At 67.6% G+C, this 21,105-nt stretch carries 17 protein-coding genes; 15 read left to right on the top strand and 2 right to left on the bottom strand.

The features are described from left to right. Window positions 1-46: 46 nt before the first annotated feature. The 9 genes from ACFOPO_RS07385 (at window position 47) to ACFOPO_RS07425 (ending at window position 11,235) form a co-directional block, all read left to right on the top strand. A complete protein-coding gene (locus ACFOPO_RS07385) occupies window positions 47-2,470 on the top strand; it encodes a TonB-dependent receptor (protein WP_386702410.1) in 2,424 nt (807 codons plus the stop codon). Between the two features lie 79 nt (window positions 2,471-2,549). After that, window positions 2,550-4,670, top strand: a complete 2,121-nt coding sequence (gene recG, locus ACFOPO_RS07390) for an ATP-dependent DNA helicase RecG (RefSeq protein ID WP_386702412.1) — start codon at window positions 2,550-2,552, stop codon at window positions 4,668-4,670. A gap of 109 nt (window positions 4,671-4,779) precedes the next feature. Next, window positions 4,780-5,805: a glucokinase gene (locus tag ACFOPO_RS07395; RefSeq protein ID WP_386702414.1), complete on the top strand. Its 1,026-nt coding sequence runs from the start codon at window positions 4,780-4,782 to the stop codon at window positions 5,803-5,805. A gap of 53 nt (window positions 5,806-5,858) precedes the next feature. Further along, window positions 5,859-6,866, top strand: coding sequence for a N(4)-(beta-N-acetylglucosaminyl)-L-asparaginase (locus ACFOPO_RS07400; protein ID WP_386702416.1), 1,008 nt, complete (start codon window positions 5,859-5,861; stop codon window positions 6,864-6,866). Continuing rightward, window positions 6,863-7,591 carry a copper homeostasis protein CutC gene (locus tag ACFOPO_RS07405; RefSeq protein WP_386702418.1) on the top strand — a complete coding sequence of 243 codons (729 nt, stop codon included), beginning with the start codon at window positions 6,863-6,865 and terminating at the stop codon, window positions 7,589-7,591. Before ACFOPO_RS07400 ends, ACFOPO_RS07405 begins: the two co-directional genes overlap by 4 nt. A 7-nt stretch (window positions 7,592-7,598) precedes the next feature. Next, the gene (locus ACFOPO_RS07410; protein WP_386702420.1) at window positions 7,599-8,534 is read left to right on the top strand and encodes a nucleoside hydrolase; all 936 of its coding nucleotides are present in this window, start codon (window positions 7,599-7,601) and stop codon (window positions 8,532-8,534) included. An 83-nt stretch (window positions 8,535-8,617) separates the two neighbouring features. Further along, a complete protein-coding gene (locus tag ACFOPO_RS07415; RefSeq protein WP_158734120.1) occupies window positions 8,618-8,863 on the top strand; it encodes a type B 50S ribosomal protein L31 in 246 nt (81 codons plus the stop codon). Between the two features lie 369 nt (window positions 8,864-9,232). Further along, window positions 9,233-10,612 (top strand): citrate synthase, encoded by a 1,380-nt coding sequence (locus tag ACFOPO_RS07420; RefSeq protein ID WP_386702423.1) that lies wholly within the window; start codon window positions 9,233-9,235, stop codon window positions 10,610-10,612. 17 nt (window positions 10,613-10,629) lie between these two features. Next, the gene (locus ACFOPO_RS07425; RefSeq protein WP_386702425.1) at window positions 10,630-11,235 is read left to right on the top strand and encodes a hypothetical protein; all 606 of its coding nucleotides are present in this window, start codon (window positions 10,630-10,632) and stop codon (window positions 11,233-11,235) included. Here ACFOPO_RS07425 and ACFOPO_RS07430 read toward each other — a convergent pair. Continuing rightward, window positions 11,232-11,897 carry a hypothetical protein gene (locus tag ACFOPO_RS07430; RefSeq protein WP_386702427.1) on the bottom strand — a complete coding sequence of 222 codons (666 nt, stop codon included), beginning with the start codon at window positions 11,895-11,897 and terminating at the stop codon, window positions 11,232-11,234. The two genes, ACFOPO_RS07425 and ACFOPO_RS07430, sit on opposite strands and share 4 nt — an antisense overlap. Window positions 11,898-12,153: 256 nt before the next feature. After that, complete coding sequence (locus tag ACFOPO_RS07435; RefSeq protein ID WP_386702429.1) at window positions 12,154-14,673, bottom strand: penicillin-binding protein 1A; 2,520 nt, start codon at window positions 14,671-14,673, stop codon at window positions 12,154-12,156. A gap of 245 nt (window positions 14,674-14,918) precedes the next feature. On the opposite strand from ACFOPO_RS07435, the gene ACFOPO_RS07440 reads away from it, so the two are divergent. The 6 genes from ACFOPO_RS07440 to ACFOPO_RS07465 all read left to right on the top strand — a co-directional run bounded on the left by ACFOPO_RS07440 (window position 14,919) and on the right by ACFOPO_RS07465 (window position 21,103). Beyond that, on the top strand, window positions 14,919-15,977 hold the full coding sequence (locus tag ACFOPO_RS07440) for a pilus assembly protein PilM (protein WP_386702431.1): 1,059 nt from the start codon (window positions 14,919-14,921) through the stop codon (window positions 15,975-15,977). After that, complete coding sequence (locus tag ACFOPO_RS07445; protein WP_386702433.1) at window positions 15,977-16,756, top strand: PilN domain-containing protein; 780 nt, start codon at window positions 15,977-15,979, stop codon at window positions 16,754-16,756. The genes ACFOPO_RS07440 and ACFOPO_RS07445 overlap by 1 nt, the downstream gene beginning before the upstream one ends. Continuing rightward, window positions 16,753-17,427, top strand: coding sequence for a type 4a pilus biogenesis protein PilO (locus ACFOPO_RS07450; protein ID WP_386702435.1), 675 nt, complete (start codon window positions 16,753-16,755; stop codon window positions 17,425-17,427). Before ACFOPO_RS07445 ends, ACFOPO_RS07450 begins: the two co-directional genes overlap by 4 nt. A 1-nt stretch (window position 17,428) precedes the next feature. Next, window positions 17,429-17,977 carry a pilus assembly protein PilP gene (locus ACFOPO_RS07455; RefSeq protein WP_386702437.1) on the top strand — a complete coding sequence of 183 codons (549 nt, stop codon included), beginning with the start codon at window positions 17,429-17,431 and terminating at the stop codon, window positions 17,975-17,977. A 19-nt stretch (window positions 17,978-17,996) separates the two neighbouring features. Further along, window positions 17,997-19,934 (top strand): type IV pilus secretin PilQ, encoded by a 1,938-nt coding sequence (locus tag ACFOPO_RS07460; protein ID WP_386702439.1) that lies wholly within the window; start codon window positions 17,997-17,999, stop codon window positions 19,932-19,934. 176 nt (window positions 19,935-20,110) lie between these two features. Beyond that, window positions 20,111-21,103, top strand: a complete 993-nt coding sequence (locus tag ACFOPO_RS07465; RefSeq protein ID WP_386702441.1) for an AAA family ATPase — start codon at window positions 20,111-20,113, stop codon at window positions 21,101-21,103. Window positions 21,104-21,105 lie beyond the last annotated feature (2 nt).

Genomic DNA, 21,105 nt, shown 5'->3' on the forward strand with positions numbered 1-21,105 from the left:
CCGCCGGTGCCAAAACAACAAGAAAGTCATTGGGAGGGGAGTTCCGATGTCGCCACGCAAGAGCAGGCTCGCAATCAGTCTGGGCCGCGCACTGTCCGGTCTGGCATTCACCGCGGCGATGCCGCTGGCCATGGCGCAGACCGCCGACGCACCCGCGCCGGTCAGCGCCACGCAGCTGGACACGATCACCGTCACCGCGCAGAGCCGCGAGCAGGAACTGCAGGACGTGCCGATCGCACTGCAGGTCGTCACCGAGCAGCTGCTCGAAGACGTTGCCGCCGAGGACCTCGGTGACATCGACAGCTTCGTCCCGGGCCTGCAGATCAACAGCCTGCAGCCGACGCAGCCGAGCTTCCAGCTGCGTGGCATCGCCACCGACGACTTCGGCATCGGTACCGATCCGGCCGTGGGCGTGTACGTCGACGGCGTCTACGCCGGTCGCGGCGGCGGCGTGCTGCTGCCGTTCACCGACCTGCAGCGCATCGAAGTGCTGAAGGGTCCGCAGGGCACGCTGTTTGGCCGCAACACGGCCGCCGGCGCGATCTCGATCATCACCACCCGCCCCGAGTACGAGAACGGCGCGCGCGCCAAGCTGCGCCTGGGCAACGACAACAAGCAGTACTTCGAGGGCATGGCCAACATCGCCGTGAGCGATACCTCGGCGTTCCGCTTCAACGGCATCTTCAACCACAGCGATGGCTGGATCCAGGATTCGGTGACCGGTGAAGACCTGGCGCCGGAGGACAACTGGGCCACGCGCGCGTCGTTCCAGACCAAAATCGGCGACGACACCCGCGCATGGATCACCTGGGACCACGAGAGCCTCGACCAGCTCGGCCAGGCCACCACCGGCGTGGTGCCGATCCCGGCGCTGCCGGCACTGCCGACCGCACCGGCCGATCCGACGCAGTTCCTCGATCCGCTCAAGATCCCGACCGCGACCGATGCGCAAGGCAACGCCGAGACGCGCGAGTTCGACGGCATCACCCTGATCGTCGACCACAACTTCGGTTGGGGCAGCCTGACCTCGACGTCGGCGTGGCACGACTACGACTCGCTCAACCGCGTCGAAGAAGACGGCACCAACCTCAGCTACCTCTACGTCGACTCGACCAACACCGAGAGCAACAAGAACTTCTACCAGGAGTTCAAGTTCGTCGGCAGCACCGACAGCGTCGACTGGACCGCCGGCGTCAGCTACTTCCAGGAAGAGGCCGACCAGACCAGCGAAGTCAACGCGCTGACCGACTCGATCGACACCATCGCCAACAACATGGGCCTCGCCCCGGGCGGACTGTTCGGCCCGGTCACCCAGGTCGCCAACATGTTCGGCATCCCGGTCGACCTGACCGGCCTGCCGTGGAACGAGAAGTTCGTCAACACGCTCGACACCAAGGCCTACGCCGCGTTCGGCGACGCCACATGGCACGTCAACGACAAGCTCAACCTGACCGCCGGCCTGCGCTACACCCGCGACGAGAAGGACTTCACCTGGTTCAACGACCACCGCAGCGCGCCGGAGCTGGATGCACAGCTCGACCTGCTCGATGCGATCGGCTTCTTCGATGCGATCGGCCTGCCGAAGGAGATGTTCATCTTCGACGTCGCCTTCATTGACCCGCCGGCGATGATCAACAAGGGCGTGCTCAACCGCGCCAAGAAGTCGTGGGACGACTGGAGCCCGCGCTTCGTCGCCGACTACCACTTCGCCGAGAACCTGATGGGCTTCGCGTCGCTGGCCAAGGGTTACAAGGCCGGCGGTTTCAACGCCCTGCAGATCGGCAGCGAGTTCGAGAACGAGGACGTCTGGAACTTCGAGACCGGCATCAAGCAGTCGTTCCCGGAGCAGCGCCTGGCCTACAACGTCTCGGCGTTCTACTACGTCTACGACAACCGCCAGGCCGTCACGCTGGACATGACCACGGCGATTCCGCGCTTCGTGGTCAACACCTCCGACCAGGAAGCCTACGGCGTCGATTTCGACGTGCGCTGGCAGGCCACCGACGGTCTGGGCTTGGACTTCAACGCCGAGTACCTGGATTCGACCTACAAGTCGTACATCAATCCGCAGGGTGTCGACCTAGCCGGTGAGCCCACCGGTGCACCGACGTGGTCGTTCGCCGCCGGCGCCAACTACGTCTGGCACATGGGCGATGCCGGTGACATGCGTGCCTCGCTGCGTCACTCCTACGTCGGCGAATGCCGCAGCAACGACGAGTCGGCCAGCCTGCTCGGTTGTGGCACCGGTGCCGGCGCCATCGACATCGGCGAGGCGCAGAACCTCACCGACGTGCGCCTGGGCTGGACCTCGGCCAGCGGCCATTGGGGTTGGGCGCTGTACGGCAACAACGTGTTCGACAACCAGTACGTCAACTCGCTGGGCACCTACGGGATGACCGTGCTCGGCACCGTTGGCGCGCGCATGACCCAGCCGCGCCAGTACGGCCTGGAAGTCAGCGCGAAGTTCTGACCGGGAGGCAAGGCCTCCACCGACCCCGGCACATCGTGCCGGGGTTCAGGTTTTCCGGCGATCCGGGCATCCTTGGCGGATGCCGACACGCAAGGGCGGTCCCGCCGTCGCACTCCATCACCTGCAACCGATCAGCAGCCTGCGCGGGGTGGGTCCGCGCGTGGCGGAGAAGCTGGCCGCGCGTGGCCTGACCACGCTGCAGGATCTGTGGCTGCAGTTGCCGCGGCAATACGAGGACCGCACCGCGCTTACACCCATTCGCCTGCTGCAGCCCGGCGTGGCCGCACAGGTGGAAGGACGCGTGGAAGCGGTCGAACGCGGATTCCGCTATCGGCCGACCCTGCGCGTGGCGATCGGGGACGACTCGCGCGCGACGCTGGTGTTGCGCTTCTTCCATTTCCGCGCCGCCCAGGTCGCGCAATTCCAGCCGGGTGCGCGCGTGCGCTGCTACGGCACGCCGCGTCCGGGCCAGAACGGCCTGGAGATCGTCCATCCCAGCTATCGCCTGCTCGACGAGGAAGCCGATGCCGAGCTCGGCAGCAGCCTCGATCCGGTCTACCCGGCGATCGAGGGCATTGGCCCGGCGTCGCTGCGGCGGCTGATCGGCCTGGCGCTGGACCGCCTGCCCGATGAGGCGTCGCTGGAGCTTCTGCCGCGCGAGTTGCGCGATGGCTTCAACCTGCCGTCGCTGCGCGAGGCGCTGCTGACCGTGCACCGGCCCGCGCAGGACGCCGACGTGGGCGCGCTGGTCGCCGGGCGCCATCCGGCGCAGCGCCGCCTCGCCCTCGAGGAGCTGCTGGCGCACCACCTCAGCCTGCGCCGCCAGCGCATCTCCCAGCAGGCCCATGCCGCGCCGGTGCTGCGCAAGACCGCGCTGGCCACGCGCCTGCGCAAGGCGCTGCCGTTCGCGCTGACCGGCGCGCAGCAGCGCGTGTTCGACGAGATCCGCGCCGACCTCGCCAAGCCGCATCCGATGCTGCGCCTGGTGCAGGGCGACGTCGGCAGCGGCAAGACCGTGGTCGCGGCGCTGGCGGCGATGCAGGCGGTCGAGGCCGGCAAGCAGGCGGCGTTGATGGCACCGACCGAACTGCTGGCCGAGCAGCACCTGGGTAACCTACGCGGCTGGCTCGAACCGCTTGGCGTACGCGTGGCCTGGCTGGCCGGCAAGGTCACCGGCCGCGCCCGTGCCAAGGTGCTGGAAGAGGTCGCCTCCGGCGAGGCGCAGATGGTCGTCGGCACGCATGCGCTGATGCAGGAGGGCGTGGCCTTCCGCGACCTCGGCCTGGCCATCGTCGACGAGCAGCACCGCTTCGGCGTGCACCAGCGCCTGGCGCTGCGCGACAAGGGCGTCGGGGGCAATGGCAATGGCGACGCGGTCGTTCCGCATCAGCTGGTGATGACCGCCACGCCCATTCCGCGCACGCTGGCGATGGCCGCCTATGCCGACCTCGACGTGTCGGCGATCGACGAACTGCCGCCCGGGCGCACGCCCGTACAGACGGTGGCGCTGAGCGCCGAACGGCGCCCCGAGCTGGTCGAGCGCATCCGCCGCGCCTGCGCCGAAGGTCGCCAGGCGTACTGGGTCTGCACGCTGATCGACGACAGCGACGAAGTGATCGCGCAGGCTGCGCAATCGACGTTCGAAGACCTGTCCAAGCGCCTGCCCGAGCTGCGCGTCGGCATCGTCCACGGCCGCATGAAGGCAGCCGACAAGCAGGCAACGATGCGCGCCTTCAAGGAAGGCACGATCGACCTGCTGGTGGCGACCACCGTCATCGAGGTCGGCGTCGACGTGCCCAACGCGTCGCTGATGATCATCGAGAACGCCGAGCGCCTGGGCCTGGCCCAGCTGCACCAGCTGCGCGGCCGCGTCGGCCGCGGCAGTGCCGCCTCCAGCTGCGTGCTGCTGTACCAGTCGCCGCTGTCGCAGATGGCGCGGCAACGCCTGGAGACCATGCGCGAGACCAACGATGGCTTCGTCATCGCCGAGAAGGACCTGGAACTGCGCGGCCCCGGCGAACTGCTCGGCACGCGCCAGACCGGGCTGGCCCAGTTCCGCGTCGCCGACCTCGGCCGCGATGCCGACCTGCTGCCGCAGGTGCAGGACATCGGCGAGCGGCTGCTGCGCGAATCGCCCGAGCTGGCACAGCGCATCGTCGCGCGCTGGGTAGGCGGGGCAGTGCGGTTTGCCGGGGCGTAAGCGCTCATTCCTGCCTTCCGGTGGTCAGAAGGCTGCGGGTGTGCCGGTCGGTCTTAACCCCACAGTGGCATCATGCGCAGTCCGACCCTGGTCGACCCCACCGCATTCCGTGATTGCCGATCCCGCAAAACCGTCCGCTGTCCGCCAAGGCGCCCAGCCGTTCATCGCCGCCGATGTCGGGGGCACGCATGCGCGCCTGGGCCTGGTCCGGGTCGGAACCGACGGCAAGGTCGACGTTCTGCAGTACCAGCGTTACGCCTGTGCCGAGTATCCGAGCCTGGCGGCGATCCTCGACCATTTCGCCAGTGAATTCGCCGCCGAGCGCACCCACGCCGTGGTCGCCATTGCCGGCCGCCTGGAAGGCGACACGCTGATCAACAGCAACCTGCAATGGCCGGTGTCGGTGCGCAGCACCCGCGAGGCCGCCGGTGTCACCCACCTGGCCCTGCTCAATGATTTCGAGGCCGTGGCCTGCGCCATGTCGTACGTCGATGCGGCGACGATGACGCGCGTCTGCGGCCCGGCCACCAGCGCCAAGGCCGGCAACGGGCCGACGCTGGTGCTGGGCCCGGGCACCGGCTTCGGCGCCGCCCTGTGCCTGCCCAGCGCGCAGCAGCGTGCCCCGTTGCGCGTGCTCGCCAGCGAGGCGGGGCACGCCGCCCTGGCCGCCGGCACCGCGCGTGAGCTCGACCTGGTGCGGCACCTGCTGCAGCGCTGGCCGCATGTCGACAACGAGCGGGTGCTGTCGGGTCCGGGCCTGGTGAACACCTATCGGGCGCTGTGCGAGCTCGACGGCGTCACGCCGGCGCTGGACAACCCCGAGGCGATTGCCGCGGCCGCCCAGGCGGGCAGCGATGCGCGCGCCGTGGAGACGCTCGAGCTGTTCTGTGCGCTGCTGGGCAGCCTCGCCGGCGACCTTGCCGTGACCTTCGGTGCGGACGCGGTCTACCTCGCCGGCGGCATCCCGGCGCAGATCCGCCCGTTCCTGCTCGACAGCCAGTTCGCCGCGCGCTTCCGCAACAAGGGCGTGCTGGGCGAGGTGCTGGCGCGCGTGCCGGTGTGGCTGGTCGACCATGGCCAGCTCGGCCTGGTGGGTGCGGCCGCCTGGTACTACGAGCGCCATTCGGGCTTCTGACAAGACAAGACAACGCGGCAGGGGCGACCCCGCTCCTGCAGCAAGGGAGTGCCATGACCAATCGCCGCCAGTTCCTCCAGTCGTCCCTGCTCGCCGCCGGTGCGCTGGCGCTTCCCAGGGCCGGTGCCGCTGCGGCCACGAATCGCGCCCGCGTCGTCTCGACCTGGGATTTCGGTGTCGGTGCCAATGCCGCGGCATGGCGCGTGCTCGGCAGCGGCGGCAGCGCGCTCGATGCGGTCGAAGCCGGCGCGCGCTGGGCCGAGGCCGACCTGTGCAACCCGACCGTCGGTCGCTGCGGCAATCCCGATCGCGACGGCGTGCTCACGCTCGACGCCAGCATCATGGACGGCGACGGCCGCTGCGGCGCCGTGGCCGCGCTGGAGGACATCGCGCACCCGGTGTCGGTGGCGCGCGCGGTGATGGAGAAGACGCCGCACGTGATGCTGGTCGGTGCCGGCGCGCAGCAGTTCGCCGTCGCCCAGGGCTTCGAGAAGACGCCGCTGCTGACCGACCAGGCCCGCCAGGCCTGGCGCGAATGGCTCAAGACCGCGCAGTACACGCCGCAGATCAACGCCGAGCGCCAGCAACGTCCGGGCGACAAGAGCAACCACGACACCCTCGGCATCCTTGCCCTCGACGCCAAGGGGCGCCTGGCCGGCGCCTGCACCACCAGCGGCATGGCGTGGAAGCTGCACGGCCGGGTCGGCGACAGCCCGATCGTCGGCGCCGGCTTGTATGTCGACAACGAAGTTGGCGCAGCCACCGCATCGGGCGTCGGCGAGGAGATGGTGCGCAATGCCGCCAGCTTCCTCGTCGTCGAACTGATGCGGCAAGGTCGCTCGCCGGCGGATGCCTGCCGCGAGGCGATCGAACGCGTGGTGCGCAAACGGCCGGAAGCCAGCAAGCAGTTGCAGGTGTGCTTCCTCGCGCTCAACCGCGACGGCGAGGTCGGTGCGTTCGCCTTGCACAAGGGCTTCGTCTACGCACTGCACGATGGTGGTAAGGGGCCGCACGAGACGCTGCACGAATCGGCTTCGGTCTACACGACGGAACAGAAATGACGCGTCGCCTGCTGGAGATCGCCGCCAACTCGCTGGCCTCGGCGCTGGCGGCGCAGGAAGGCGGAGCCGATCGCGTGGAGCTGTGCGAGAACCTCGGTGACGGCGGCTGCACGCCGTCGTACGGCACGGTGGCGATGACGCGTGATCGCCTGCAGATCCCGCTGTACGTGCTGATCCGGCCGCGCGCCGGCGACTTTCTCTACGATGCCATCGAACGCGACGTGATGCTGCGCGACATCGAATCGTGCGTACGCCTGGGTTGCGACGGCGTCGTCATCGGCGCGCTCGCCCCCGACGGCTCGGTCGACGAGGCCGTCTGCCGCGAGTTGATGGCAGCAGCGGGCAATCTCGGCGTCACGTTCCATCGCGCGTTCGATGTCGCGCGTGACCAGAAGCTGGCGCTGGAAGCGGTGATCGGGCTGGGATGCGAGCGCGTGCTCACGTCCGGCGCGCACTCGTCTGCGCCGGAAGGTGCCGACACGATCGCGGCCCTGATGCGTCAGGCAGATGGGCGCATCCGGGTGATGGCGGGCGCGGGCATCACCGAAGACAACCTCGCCGCACTCGTTGCCCGCAGCGGTGCGGACGAGTTCCATGCTTCCGCGAAGATGCTCCTTGCTTCGCGCATGCAGCACATCGGCCGAGGAATCGCCGGCCTCGATGCACACTGGCTGCAGAGCGACGTCACCCGGGTCAGGGCCCTGCGTGCGGCACTCGATGCATAATCGGGCCATGACCAACAAGATCCCCCTGCTGATCGACACCGACCCGGGCGTAGACGACGCACTGGCCCTGCTGCTGGCGTTCAACGATCCGCGCCATGACGTCGTCGGCCTGACCATCGCCGCCGGCAATGTCGGCCTGCGCCACACCGTGGCCAATGCACTGAAGCTGTGTGAGGTCGCCGGCGTCGACGTGCCGGTGTTCGCCGGCTGCGCCGGCCCGTTGCTGCATCCGGCGCCGGATGCGGGTTACGTGCATGGCCAGGACGGTTTCGGTGACGTCGGCTATGAGCCGGCCCGCCAGCAGGTGCAGGCCGAGCACGCCGCGCTGGCCATCCTGCGTTTGTCGCACGAGCATGCCGGCAAGCTGCTGCTGGTCGCATTGGGTCCGCTGACCAACATCGCGCTCGCGCTCAAGCTCGATCCCACGCTGCCCGAGCGCGTGGCGCGTTTCGTGGTGATGGGCGGCTCGGTCACCGGCCACGGCAACATCACGCCCGCTGCCGAGTTCAACATCTACTTCGACCCCGAAGCCGCGCACATCGTCTTCGAGGCGTTCCCCAACGTCGATCTGGCGGACTGGGAGGGCACCATTGCCCACGGCCTGCATCACGAGCGGGTCGAGGAATGGTTGCGCGCTGACTCTGACCGCGCCCGCTTCTACGAGCGCATCTCGAAGAAGACCCGCGAGTGGTCGGCCGATCGCCGCGGCGACTACTGGCACTCGGCCGACGCCTACGCGATGGCCTTCGCGCTGGCCCCGGACGGGGTGCTGGAAGAAGCACAGCGGCCGCTAGTGATCGAGCTGGGGCATGGCCACGCCCGCGGCATGACCGTGGTCGACTGGCAGCGCCAGAGCGGCGGCCCGGACCGGGCCAGGATCCTGCTGCGCTACGACCAGGCCCGCCTGGAGGGCCTGATCCGCGACGCCCTCGCCGCCGGTTGAGCCGGGGGTGTATTCCGGACTTGCCCGGACCGGGCGGGGCCGCTATACTTCCGCGCTTTCCCGCTTAAAGATTGGTGAGTGCCATGAAGGCCGGCATCCATCCCGAATACCGCGAAGTCGTGTTCCAAGACGTGACCACCGACTTCCAGTTCCTGACCCGCTCGACCCTTGGCAGCAAGGAATCGATCAAGTGGGAAGACGGCAATGAGTATCCGCTGATCAAGGTCGACATCAGCTCGGCTTCGCACCCGTTCTACACGGGCAAGCACAAGATCATGGATACCAGCGGTCGCGTCGACAAGTTCCGCAAGCGCTACGCCCAGAAGTGATTTTCCGGGCCGTGCCCCAGGCACGGCTTTGCCGGAAGGTCATCTCGAGCGGAGCGAGGGACCTGCTGTAGCGCAATGGCCCGTGCCGTCGGCATGGACCGGGCGCCAGGCACGACGACCAGGACATCCGCAACGGCTGCCGCAAGGCGGCCGTTGCTGTCTTGCGTGAACAAACCCCTGCGGCTGCCGAAAGGCGGCCGTTGCCGTTTCTGGCCATTGGCTCCGGAACGGGCCCCGGATGCGACACACCGTTACGATTCCGGGCGGCAAGCCGACCAAAGTCCGAGCCTTGGCTCCAGGTCGTTGTGCGATAATTCACTATCGCAGGCGGCGCAGTCCCGCCGTGATCCATTGCCAACTTCGTGGCCCATGCGCGGCCCGCTCGTGCCCGGCCTGCCCTGGCGGCAGGCATGCAGACTTGAGGAGTGTTTCGTGTCCGATTCCAACAAGCCAGGTTCCAACAACAAGTTCGACCAGGTCTCCCTGACTGCTGGCGACAAGACCGTGACCCTGCCGGTCCACCACCCGGTCCTTGGCCAGCCCTGCATCGACATTGGCAAGCTGCCGAAGGAAACCGGCGCTTTCACCTACGACAACGGCTTCACCGCCACCGCCAGCTGCAAGTCGGCCATCACCTACATCGATGGCGATGCCGGCGTGCTGCTGTACCGCGGTTACCCGATCGACCAGCTGGCCGAGCACTCGAGCTTCCTCGAAGTGGCGTACCTGCTGATGAACGGCGAGCTGCCGAACCAGGGCGAGTTCGCCAAGTTCGAGCACGAAGTCACGCATCACACGATGATGCACGAGGCCTTCCGCACCTTCCTGTACGGCTTCCGCCACGACGCCCACCCGATGGCGATGCTGGTCGGCATGCTCGGCTCGATGGCGAGCTTCTACCACAACGATCTCGACCTGGAAGATCCGGAACAGCGCCGCCTGGCCGCGATCCGCCTGATCGCCAAGGTGCCGACGATTGCCGCTGCCTGCCATCGTTATTCGATCGGCTGGCCGATGCGCTATCCGAAGAACAACCTCGAATACACCACGCGCTTCCTGCACATGATGAAGGAAGTGCCGAGCGAGCCGCTGGAGCTCAGCCCGGTCGCCGCCAAGGCGCTGGACCTGCTCTTCATCCTGCACGCCGACCACGAGCAGAACGCCTCGACCTCGACCGTGCGCCTGGTCGGTTCCACCGGCGCCAACCCGTATGCCTGCGTCGCCGCTGGCGTCGCAGCACTGTGGGGCCCGGCGCACGGCGGTGCCAACGAAGCCGTGCTGAAGATGCTCGAGGAGATCGGCCGTCCGGAGAACGTCGGTTCGGCCGTGGCCAAGGCCAAGGACAAGGAGTCGGGCTTCCGCCTGATGGGCTTCGGCCACCGCGTCTACAAGAACTTCGATCCGCGCGCCAAGATCATCCGCGAGATGACCCACAAGGTGCTCGGCGAGCTGGGCGTCAACGACCCGCTGCTGGAAGTGGCGATGAAGCTGGAAGAGGCGGCGCTGAAGGACGAGTACTTCGTGCAGCGCAAGCTCTACCCGAACGTCGACTTCTACTCGGGCATCATCTACAAGGCGCTCGGCATCCCGGTGGAGATGTTCACCGTGATGTTCGCCATCGCCCGCACCGCCGGCTGGGTCGCGCATTGGCTGGAGCAGCAGAACGATCCGGAAAACAAGATCGGCCGTCCGCGCCAGATCTACATCGGTTCGCCGCAGCGCGACTACGTCGACGCTGGCAAGCGCTGAGTTTTCGCTCGCATCACATGGCCGGCGTTCGCGCCGACGCTACGACAAAGCCGCGGCCACACCGCGGCTTTGTCGTTTTCAAATGGCTGGTCTACGCGCTGCTGGCCGGCGACGTGGTGCTGTACGCGCTCTATGGCCGGGTCACCGAGCTGATCGATACGTCGGCGTGGTTCGTGTTGCTGCTGTTGTTCGAGTGGGAGACCGGTGGCTGGCCGTTGCCGCGCCGTTGGCTGCCGCTGCTGCACGGCGTGCGTGCACTGGCTGCGGTGGCGGTGGTGGTCGCGGTGGTGGGCTATGCGCTTGAGCAGGTCTGGCTGGACTTCGCCAACGAGATGGTCTGGCTCGGCGTGATCGCGCTGCTCGAGCTGGAGGTCCGCCTCCCGCCCGATGCGCTGCGACTGCACCGGCTTCGCCGTATCGCTGCGTCCCTGCTTTACGTGGCGCTGGTCGGTTTCATGCTCACCTGGGCGGCGATGGGCATCGGCGGGCAGGACCCGCACGCGGCCTGGCTGGACACGTGGGATGCGCTGTTGTGGCTGGTCGCCTTCGTGGTGATTGAACTGAACGTGTTCGGCTTCACGGGCACTTCAACGCGCAAGGCCCGGAAAGCGGTCGAAGGCTAGGCAGGCGGGCCGCCGCTTTCGTAATCCTGTATTTCGTCGTCGGCCAGCAACTGCCGCAGCTGCGTGGCGTTGGCGCGCTTCATCGGCTTCTCGTCGGTGTTCGACAGTGGAGCCTGGCGCAGGATGTCCAGCGGCAGCACCGTGAGGTCGAAGGTGATGTCCTCGGCGCTGAAGACATACACCGGGAAGTCGTCGCTGCGCTCGCGGTCAAGGCGCAGGCGGCGGCTGCGCGCTTCAGCAGGAATGCCGTGCTGGTCGAGGAAACGCGGCGGCGCATCGGGGTCGTCACTGTACAGGTGCAGTGCGACGGGGCTGCGCGTATCTGCCGTGCCGTCGAGCACCGGGCCGACCAGGCGCGGCTCGAAGGACTTGAAGAACTCCAGCGCCCGCAGCGCCGATTCGCGGCGCTGGCGCAACGCAGGAATGTTCTCGCGCTGGAACAGGCGCTGGTATTCCCGCAGCGCTTCTTCGATCTCGCGGTTACGCGGCAGCGAGGCGTCGTCGAAGATGCCCAGGCGCTCGGCGGCCTTTAGCTTGGCCTGGTGGTAGTCGCGGATGCCGCCCTCGGCCATCAGCCGGGCGGCCTCGTGGGCGAGGCGGTGGCGGCGTTCGCGGGTGCGTGTCTGTGCGTGCAGGGTGGCGTGCTGTCGGGCGTGTGGCATGTCGACCTCCGCATCTGGCACGACGTCGGCGACCGGTTGCGCCGCGGCCGAAACTGCACCGGCAACGGCAACCTAACACGTTTCATCGCGCGTGGAAGTTACCGCTTCGGGCGTCTGCGCGACGTTCATTCTGCCCGCCCGGCATGAACAAATGCCGACCCGGATGCCGACCTTGGGCTCCTCCCGGAAACGACGACGCCGGGCGAACCCGGCGTCGTTTGCTGCCCGCGCAGGCGGGCGCGGACCACGGACGCGGTCAGAAGATGTCGAACTCTTCCTCGGCCGGCGCCGTCTCGGCCGGGCCGTAGTCGACGTAACTCTGCATGCGCTCCAGGTCCTCGGCCTTGACCCACTCGACAATGCCGCCGCCTTCGCCAGGCACCAGCGCGCCGCTGGCCGACACCGAGACCTTGACCATGCCTTCCGGCGGATCGTTCGCCGAGATCGGCTGGCCCTTGAGTGCCACCCGCATGTAGTCGATCCAGATCGGCAGTGCGGCCTTGCCGCCGTACTCGCGGTAGCCCAGCGATTTGTAGTTGTCGCGGCCGACCCACACGGTCGTGACGTAAGGGCCGCCGAAGCCGGAGAACCAGGCGTCACGGTGGTCGTTGGTCGAACCGGTCTTGCCGCCGACGTCCTCGCGCTCGAGCACCTTGGCCGCGGTACCGGTGCCGCGCAGGACCACGTCGCGCAGCATCGAGTTGATCTGGTAGGCGATGCGGCCATCGATCGCGCGCGGCGCCAGCACCAGCTTGCTGGTGTCGATCTCGGTCTTCTTCGGTTCGTCCTTTGGCTTGGCTTCCGCCGGCGCCGCGGGTGCCGCGTCCGGACCGAGGTTGAAGCCGTCGACGACCGTCGTGGTCTGCACGGCCCGGCTGGTACCGCCGGTGCCACCGCAGGCGGGGCAGGCGATCGCCGGCTTTTCCTTGAACACCACCGCGCCTTCGCGGTCCTTCACTTCATCGATGAACCACGGCGTGATGCGGAAGCCGCCGTTGGCGAAGGCGGCGAAGCCACGCGCGACCGACATCGGCGTCAGCGAAGCCGAGCCCAGCGACATCGACAGGTTCGGCGGCAGTTCGGCTTCGTCGAAACCGAAGTGGCTGATGTACTTGCGCGCATAGTCGACGCCGATGGCATCGAGCAGGCGCACCGAGACCAGGTTGCGCGACTGCACCATCGCCTCGCGCAGGCGCATCGGGCCGGCGAAGTTGCCGCTGTCGTTCTGCGGACGCCAGATGTGGCCGCGACGATCCTTGAACACGACCGGCGCGTCGAGCACCACCGAGGCCGGATTGAAGCCGCGCTCGAACGAGGCGGCATACAGGAACGGCTTGAAGCTCGAGCCCGGCTGGCGGCGCGCCTGGGTGGCGCGGTTGAACTTCGCGCCGGCGAAGCTGTAGCCACCCGACAGGGCGCGCAGTGCGCCGTTGCCCGGCTCCAGCGAGACCAGCGCGGCCTGCGCCTGCGGTACCTGGTCGAGGCGATACGTCGGCGCGGATGCCGTCGGCGCAGGTGCCGGACCGGCCTCGCCCGACTTGCCCGAGGCAGGGGCCGCGGCCGGCTCGGTGCGCAGCACGCGCACCAGGTCGCCACGCTTGACCAGGCTGGCGGGGCTGCGGCCGGCGAAGCCCTGGTTGGGCCCGAGTTCGATCTGGCTGCCGTCGCCCAGCACCAGCTGGACCTGGCTGCCATTGCTGCCGCTGACGATCGCCGGCAACAGCGAGGCCTGCGCCGGGATGCCGCGCAGGCGCGTGCGCAGCGCTGCTGCGTCCTCGCCTGCGGCCAGGTCGAAGTGCTGCTCGACGCCGTGCCAGCCGTGGCGGCGGTCGTACACCGACAGCCCGTCGCGGATGGCCTGGTCGGCGGCCGCCTGCAGGGTCGGATCGATGGTGGTGGTGACGTGGAAACCGCGCGTCAGCGCTTCGGCGCCGAAGCGGGCGACCATTTCCTGGCGCACCATCTCGGCGACGTAGGGGGCGTACACCTCGACCGGACGCTCATGCGGCGTGGCGTGCATCGGCGCGGCCTTGGCCTGGTCGGCCTCGGCCTGGCTGATGTAACGCAGGTCGGCCATGCGCTGCAGGATGTAGTCGCGACGTTCCTTGGCGCGCTCGGGATTGCTCAGCGGATTGCCGCTCGACGGGAACTTCGGAATGCCGGCGAGCGATGCCATTTCGTCAAGCGTGAGTTCGCCCAGCTTCTTGCCGTAATAGAACTCTGCGGCCGCACCGACACCGTAGGCACGGTTACCGAAGAAGCTCTTGTTGAGGTAAAGCTCGAAGATCTCGTCCTTGCTCAGCTCGCGCTCCATGCGCATCGCCAGCAGCATTTCGGCGAGCTTGCGCGTGTAGCTGTATTCGTTGCTGAGGAAGAACTGTCGCGCGACCTGCTGGGTGATCGTCGAGCCGCCGGGAACGCGACGCGCATCGGTCGTCGTGAGCAGCCACACGGCGCGCGCGATGCCCTTGAAGTCGACGCCGTGATGCTTGTAGAAGCGCGCATCCTCGATCGAGATGAAGGCCTGCTTGAGCCGGTCGGGGACGTCCTGGATCGAGATCGGATATCGCCGGGTCTCGCCGAACAGGGCCATCAGGCGACCGTCGCGGGCATAGACGTACATCGGTTCCTGCATCTCGACCGTGCGCAGGGTCTCGACGTCGGGTAGCTTGGGGGCGACGAGGTAGTACAGGGTGCCCAGGGCAATGGCGCCAAGCAGGGCCAGGCCGGCGGACGCGATCAGCGCCCAGCGCAGCAGGCGGCGGAAACGGGGCATCAAGGCAGGTTCCGATTGCGGGTGTAGTGGCCGTGGAGTATAGATGAGCCGGGGAAAGGCACTTGAGCGGGGCAAGGGCGGGGCGGACGGGCCAGACGGGGCAGGGCTGGCCAGCCGTGCAAGGGGCGGAAAGTGACGCAGTAAGGCAATTCCGAACGGAACAGTTGCCATGCCGCGCAAACTTCGATATTTAAAGCGGGGTCACACGAAGCGCACGTAAGCGCCTGTGACAAGGGGAGAATACCGTGGGGATCGTCACAAAAAGCCAGCCGGCAGTCGTCGGCGTGGATATCAGTTCGACTGCCGTAAAGCTGTTGCAGCTCTCCCGGGCTGGCAACCGCTACCGCGTCGAGCATTACGCGGTTGAACCGCTGCCACCCAATGCCGTGGTCGAGAAGAACATCGTCGAGGTCGAGGCGGTGGGACAAGCGATCAAGCGCGCCGTGGCCCGCTCGGGCACACGAGCCAAACACGCCGCCGCCGCGGTCGCCGGTTCCTCGGTCATCACCAAGGTGATCTCGATGCCGGGCGACCTGGACGACGACGACCTGGAGTCGCAGGTCGAGCTCGAGGCGGTCAACTACGTCCCGTACCCGATCGAAGAGGTCAACCATGACTTCGAGGTCCTGGGTCCGATGCCGGGCGCCCCGGACATGCTCCAGGTGCTGCTGGCAGCTTCGCGCTCTGAGAACGTCGAGGTCCGCGCCTCCGCGCTGGAGATCGGCGGCCTGACGCCCAAGGTGATGGACGTCGAAGCCTTCGCGCTCGAGAACGCCTTCGCCCTGGTCGCCGACCAGCTCGGCGGGCCGCGCGACGGCCTGGTCGCCCTGGTCGATTCCGGCGCAACGATGACCACGCTCAACGTCCTTCGCCAGGGCCGCAGCCTGTACGCCCGCGAACAGGTGTTCGGCGGCAAGCAGCTCACCGACGAAGTGATGCGCCGCTACGGCCTGAGCTACGAGGAAGCCGGACTGGCCAAGCGCCAGGGCGGCCTGCCGGAAAGCTACGACGCCGAAGTGCTGGAGCCGTTCAAGGAGGCGATGGTCCAGCAGATCAGCCGCCTGCTGCAGTTCTTCTACGCCGGCAGCGAGTTCAACCGCGTCGACCAGATCGTGCTGGCCGGCGGCTGCGCCTCGATCGCCGGCATCGCCGAGATGGTCGAAGAGCAGCTCGGCGTGCCGACCACCATCGCCAACCCGCTCGCCCACATGACCCTGGGGCCGCGCGTGCAGGCGCACGCCCTCGCCCAGGATGCGCCGGCGCTGATGATCGCCTGTGGCCTCGCCCTGAGGAGCTTCGACTGATGGCACGCATCAACCTCCTCCCGTGGCGCGAAGAACGCCGCAAGCTGCGCCAGAAAGAATTCGCGGTGATGTTCGCGATGGCGGCTCTGGGCGCGGTGCTGCTGTCGTTCGTGATCATCACTTACTACAACGGCCAGATCGACGGCCAGAACGAGCGCAACACCTACATGCGTGACCAGATCACGCAGGTCGACCAGGCGATCAAGGAGATCGAGGAACTCGACAAGAAGAAGGCCAAGCTGCTCGCCCGCAAGGAAGTGATCGAAGAACTGCAGGCCAACCGCTCGCAGATGGTGCACCTGTTCGATTCGCTGGTGCGCACGATCCCCGACGGCGCCGTGCTGACCTCGATCAAGCAGGACAGCCAGACGTTGACGCTTGAAGGCCGCGCGCAGTCCAACGCCCGCGTCAGTACCTACATGCGCAACCTGGAAGGCTCTGGCTGGATGACCAAGCCGGACCTGTCGATCATCGAAGCCCAGGGCACCGACAAGGGCCTGCCGTACGTGTTCAAGCTGCAGGTCCAGCTGGCCAACCCGAACGCCCCCAAGGACGAGGACGGTGACGGCGTGCCGGACGCTCCGGCGGCATCGACCTCGCAGATCGCGCAGGCGACCGACGCCACGGCTGCAGGCGCCGCGCCGGCAGGCACGGCACCGACGGCACCGGGCGCGGCCCCCGCGCAACCGGCAAGCACCCCGGCCGCCGCGCCGGTAGCAACCCCCGCCAACGCGCCGACGGCGCCGGCTGCAGCGCCGACCAAGGGAGCGGCGTCATGAGCAAGAAGAAATCCATCAAGCTCAACGAACTCGATTTCAACAACATCGGCTCCTGGCCGCAGCAGGCCAAGCTGGGCTTCTGCGTCCTGGTCTCTCTGCTCATCGTCGGCTTGGCCTGGTACCTGTTCGTCAGCGACAAGCGCGCCGAACTGGAAGGGCTGGAAGGCCAGGAAGCGCAGCTTCGCACCGAGTACGAGACCAAGCAGGGCCGCGCCGCCAACCTGGAGCCGCTGAAGCAGCAGCTGGCACAGATGGAGCAGCAGCTCCAGCAGATGCTGCGCCAGTTGCCGAGCAAGACCGAGATGCCCGACCTGATCGTCGACATCTCGCAGACCGCGCTCGCCACCGGCATCACCAACGAGCTGTTCCAGCCCGGTGGCGAACAGCCCAAGGAGTTCTACGCCGAGAAGCCGATCGCGCTGCGCATGGTGGGCAGCTACCACCAGTTCGGCGGTTTCGTCAGCGGCGTGGCCTCGCTGCCGCGCGTGGTCATCATGACCATGCACGACATCTCGCTGAAGCCGCGCAGCAAGGAAGCCGGTGCAGCGATCACGCCCAACAGCCCGCTCGAACTGGCCGGTACGGTCAAGACCTATCGCTACCTCGACGAGGATGAAGTGGCCAAGCAGGAATCGGCCGCGGCGACCGACGGCAAGCAGGGGGGGACCTGAGATGCGCGCAAACATTAGTGACGGCGCGGCACGCCGTCTCCTGACGACGCTGGCAGTCGCCCTTGTCCTGGCCGGCTGTTCGCGCGGTATCACCAGCACCCCTGGTGAGTCGCCGAACCTGGAAAAGTGGATCGCCGAGGTCAAGGCCCGCCCAGCGCCGCCGCTGGACCCGCTGCCGGTGATGCAGCAGTTCGAAACGTTCGAATACAACGCTTACGCCATGCGCGATCCGTTCAGCACGGCATTCACCGACGAGGATGGCGGCAACGGACCGCGTCCGGATTCGGCACGGCGCAAGCAGACGCTGGAGCAGTTCCCGCTCGACAGCCTCGACATGGTCGGTACGCTGGGCAAGGGTGGTGGCGTCGTGGCGCTGGTGATGGCGCCGGACAAGGTTACCTACCGGGTCCAGGCCGGCGCGTACATGGGGCAGAGCGACGGTCGCGTGACCGGCGTGTTCGAAGACCACATCGAATTGGTGGAACTGGTGCCGGACGGCGCGGGTGGATGGCTGGAACGCCCGGCCACGGTCGCGTTGGAAGATCAATAGGGATTGGGGGATAGCAACGATGACCGTTTTCAACACACGCACGCGACCGGCCCGTCGCCCGCTGCTCTTGCGCAGCGGATCGGTGGGTCTGATGGTCGGCGCAATTGCCGCCTTCAGCGCCGTCCACGCTGCCGCACCGGCGCCTGCCACGGCGCCTGCCACGGTTGCGCCGGCGGCGAGCGCCGATCCGGCCAAGCAACTGCCTGGCACCATCGCGGTGTCCAACATCGACTTCAAGCGCGGCAGTGACGGCTCCGGCCGGCTGGTCGTGAAGTTCAGCGGCGACGGTGCCGCGCCGGACCTGCGCAACCAGGGATCCAGCGTCGTCATCGACGTCGGCAACGCCCAGCTGCCTGCCTCGCTGCAGAAGCCGCTGAACGTGGTCGACTTCGCCACGCCGGTACAGCGCATCGACGCCCGCGCCAGCGGCAAGGGCATGCAACTGGTGCTCAACACCAGCGGCAACTTCGAGTCGATGGCCTACCAGACCGGCCGCGAGTACATCGTCGAAATCGTGCCGCGCACCGGAGCGGCCACAGGTCGCGCCGTCGGCGCCACGGTCGATGGCAAGCCAGCCGCTCCCTCGGGTCGCGCCTACAGCGGCCGCCCGGTGACGTTCAACTTCCAGGACGTGCCAGTGCGCACGGTCCTGCAGCTGATCGCCGAGGAGTCCGGCCTGAACGTGGTCGCCGCCGACACGGTTTCCGGCAACGTCACCCTGCGCCTGATGAACGTGCCGTGGGACCAGGCGCTCGACATCGTCCTGCAGGCCAAGGGCCTGGACAAGCGTCGCAGCGGCAACGTGGTGTGGGTCGCGCCGCAGCCCGAAATTGCCAAGTACGAGCAGGACAAGGAAGACGCGCGCATCGCGATCGACAACCGCGTCGACCTGGTCACCGAGTACGTGCAGATCAACTACCACAACGCCGCGCAGATCTTCAAGGCGCTGACCGAGGCCAAGGGTATCGGCGGCGGTAGCGGTGGTGGCTCGGCTGGCACCAACCAGGACAGCGGCTTCCTTTCGGCGCGCGGTCGCATCGTCGCCGACGAGCGCACCAACACGCTGATGATCAGCGACATTCCGAAGAAGATCACGCAGATGAAGGAGCTGATCCACGTGATCGACCGCCCGGTCGACCAGGTGCTGATCGAGGCTCGCGTCGTGATCGCCACCGACACCTTCGCCCGTGACCTCGGTGCCAAGTTCGGCATCAGCGGTGCCAGCGGCAAGGCCGGTGACCGCAGCTCGGTCGGCTTCGGCGGCAACACCGACGCTTCGGCGGCCAATGCTGCTTCTCGTGCCGACGCGGTGCAGAACGGTAGCAATGCCTTCGACGTCACCCGCTCGCTGATGAGCAACCTGCCTGCCGCGTCGGTCACCAACCCGAGCGCACTGGCCCTGTCGATCCTCAACGCTGGTTACCTGCTCGATGTCGAGCTGTCGGCGATGCAGGAAGAAGGCCGTGGCGAGGTGATCTCCAACCCGCGCATCGTCACCAGCAACCAGCGCGAAGCGGTGATCCGCCAGGGCCAGGAAGTCGGTTACGTGACGATCTCGCCGCAGCAGGGCGGTAACTCGATTCCGATCCCGAACGTGCAGTTCAAGGACGTGCTGCTGGAGCTGAAGGTCACCCCGACCATCACCCACGACGGCCGCGTGTTCCTGAACATGAACGTCAAGAAGGACGAGGTCGAAGGCTTCACCAACACCTCGATCGGCCAGGTGCCGCAGATCGCCAAGCGCGAGGTCAACACCGCCGTGCTGGTGCAGGATGGCCAGACCGTGGTCGTCGGCGGTGTCTACGAGTTCCGCGACCGCAGCGACATCTCCAAGGTGCCGTTCCTCGGCGACGTGCCGTTCCTCGGCAACCTGTTCAAGCGCAAGGGTCGCAACAAGGACAAGGCCGAGCTGCTGATCATGGTCACGCCGAAGGTGCTCCGGGTCGAACAGCGGTAAGCCTCGCGGTTCTCTCGCGATTTGACGGAAAGCCCGGCGAAAGCCGGGCTTTCTGCTTTCTGGCCCCAGGCGGCCGGATGGAGCCAGGGGAACCTGTCGCTGAATGGGTGACGGCGCTGCTGAACCCCGTCGCCGAACTTCGGTCAAACTGGACCAGCCCCGCATCCGAGACCCCCATGGACCGCCGCAGCGACGATCTGCCCCGCGTACACGATGCCTTCCGCGCCCTGCGCGAGGCGCTCTCGGCCGAGATCGTCGGCCAGGCGGCGCTGATCGAGCGACTGCTGATCGCGCTGCTGGCCGACGGCCACCTGCTGGTCGAGGGCGCGCCGGGACTGGCCAAGACCAGTGCGATCCGCGCACTGGCGGCGCGCATGGACGCCGAGTTCGCGCGCGTGCAGTTCACCCCGGACCTGCTCCCGGCCGACCTGACCGGCACCGAAGTATGGCGACCGCAGGAAGGACGCTTCGAGTTCCAGGCCGGGCCGATCTTCCATCCGATCCTGCTCGCCGACGAGATCAACCGCGCGCCCGCCAAGGTCCAGTCCGCCCTGCTCGAAGCGATGGGCGAGCGCCAGGTCACGGTTGGCCGCGCGACCTATGCATTGCCGGCGCTGTTCCTGGTGATGGCGACGCAGAACCCGATCGAACAGGAAGGCACCTTCCCGCTGCCGGAGGCGCAGCTCGATCGCTTCCTCATGTACGTGCGCATCGGCTACCCCGAGATCGCCGCGGAAACCGAGATCCTGCGGCTGGCCCGAGAGCGCGCCCGTGTCGCCCTGCATGCGCCGGCGACACCGGTCGAACGCATGCCGTTGTCGGACGTGTTCGCCGCGCGCGCTGCGGTGCTGGAATTGCACCTGGCGCCGCCGGTCGAGCGTTACCTGGTCGAACTGGTGCTGGCCTCGCGCGATGCCGGCCGCTACGACCCGGCGCTGGCCCGGCGCATTGCGTGGGGCGCCAGTCCACGCGGATCAATCGCGCTGGAGCGATGCGCGCGCGCGCACGCGTGGCTGGCCGGCCGCGATTTCGTCACCCCGGACGATGTCCGTGCGGTTGCGCCGGATGTACTGCGGCACCGCATCCTGCCCAGTTACGAGGCCACGGCCGAAGGCTGGGACGGTGATCGCCTGGTGGGTGAACTCCTGCAGCGTGTGCCCTTGCCCTGAGC

This window comes from Lysobacter sp. GCM10012299, from assembly GCF_042649405.1.
Taxonomy (GTDB): domain Bacteria; phylum Pseudomonadota; class Gammaproteobacteria; order Xanthomonadales; family Xanthomonadaceae; genus Lysobacter_J.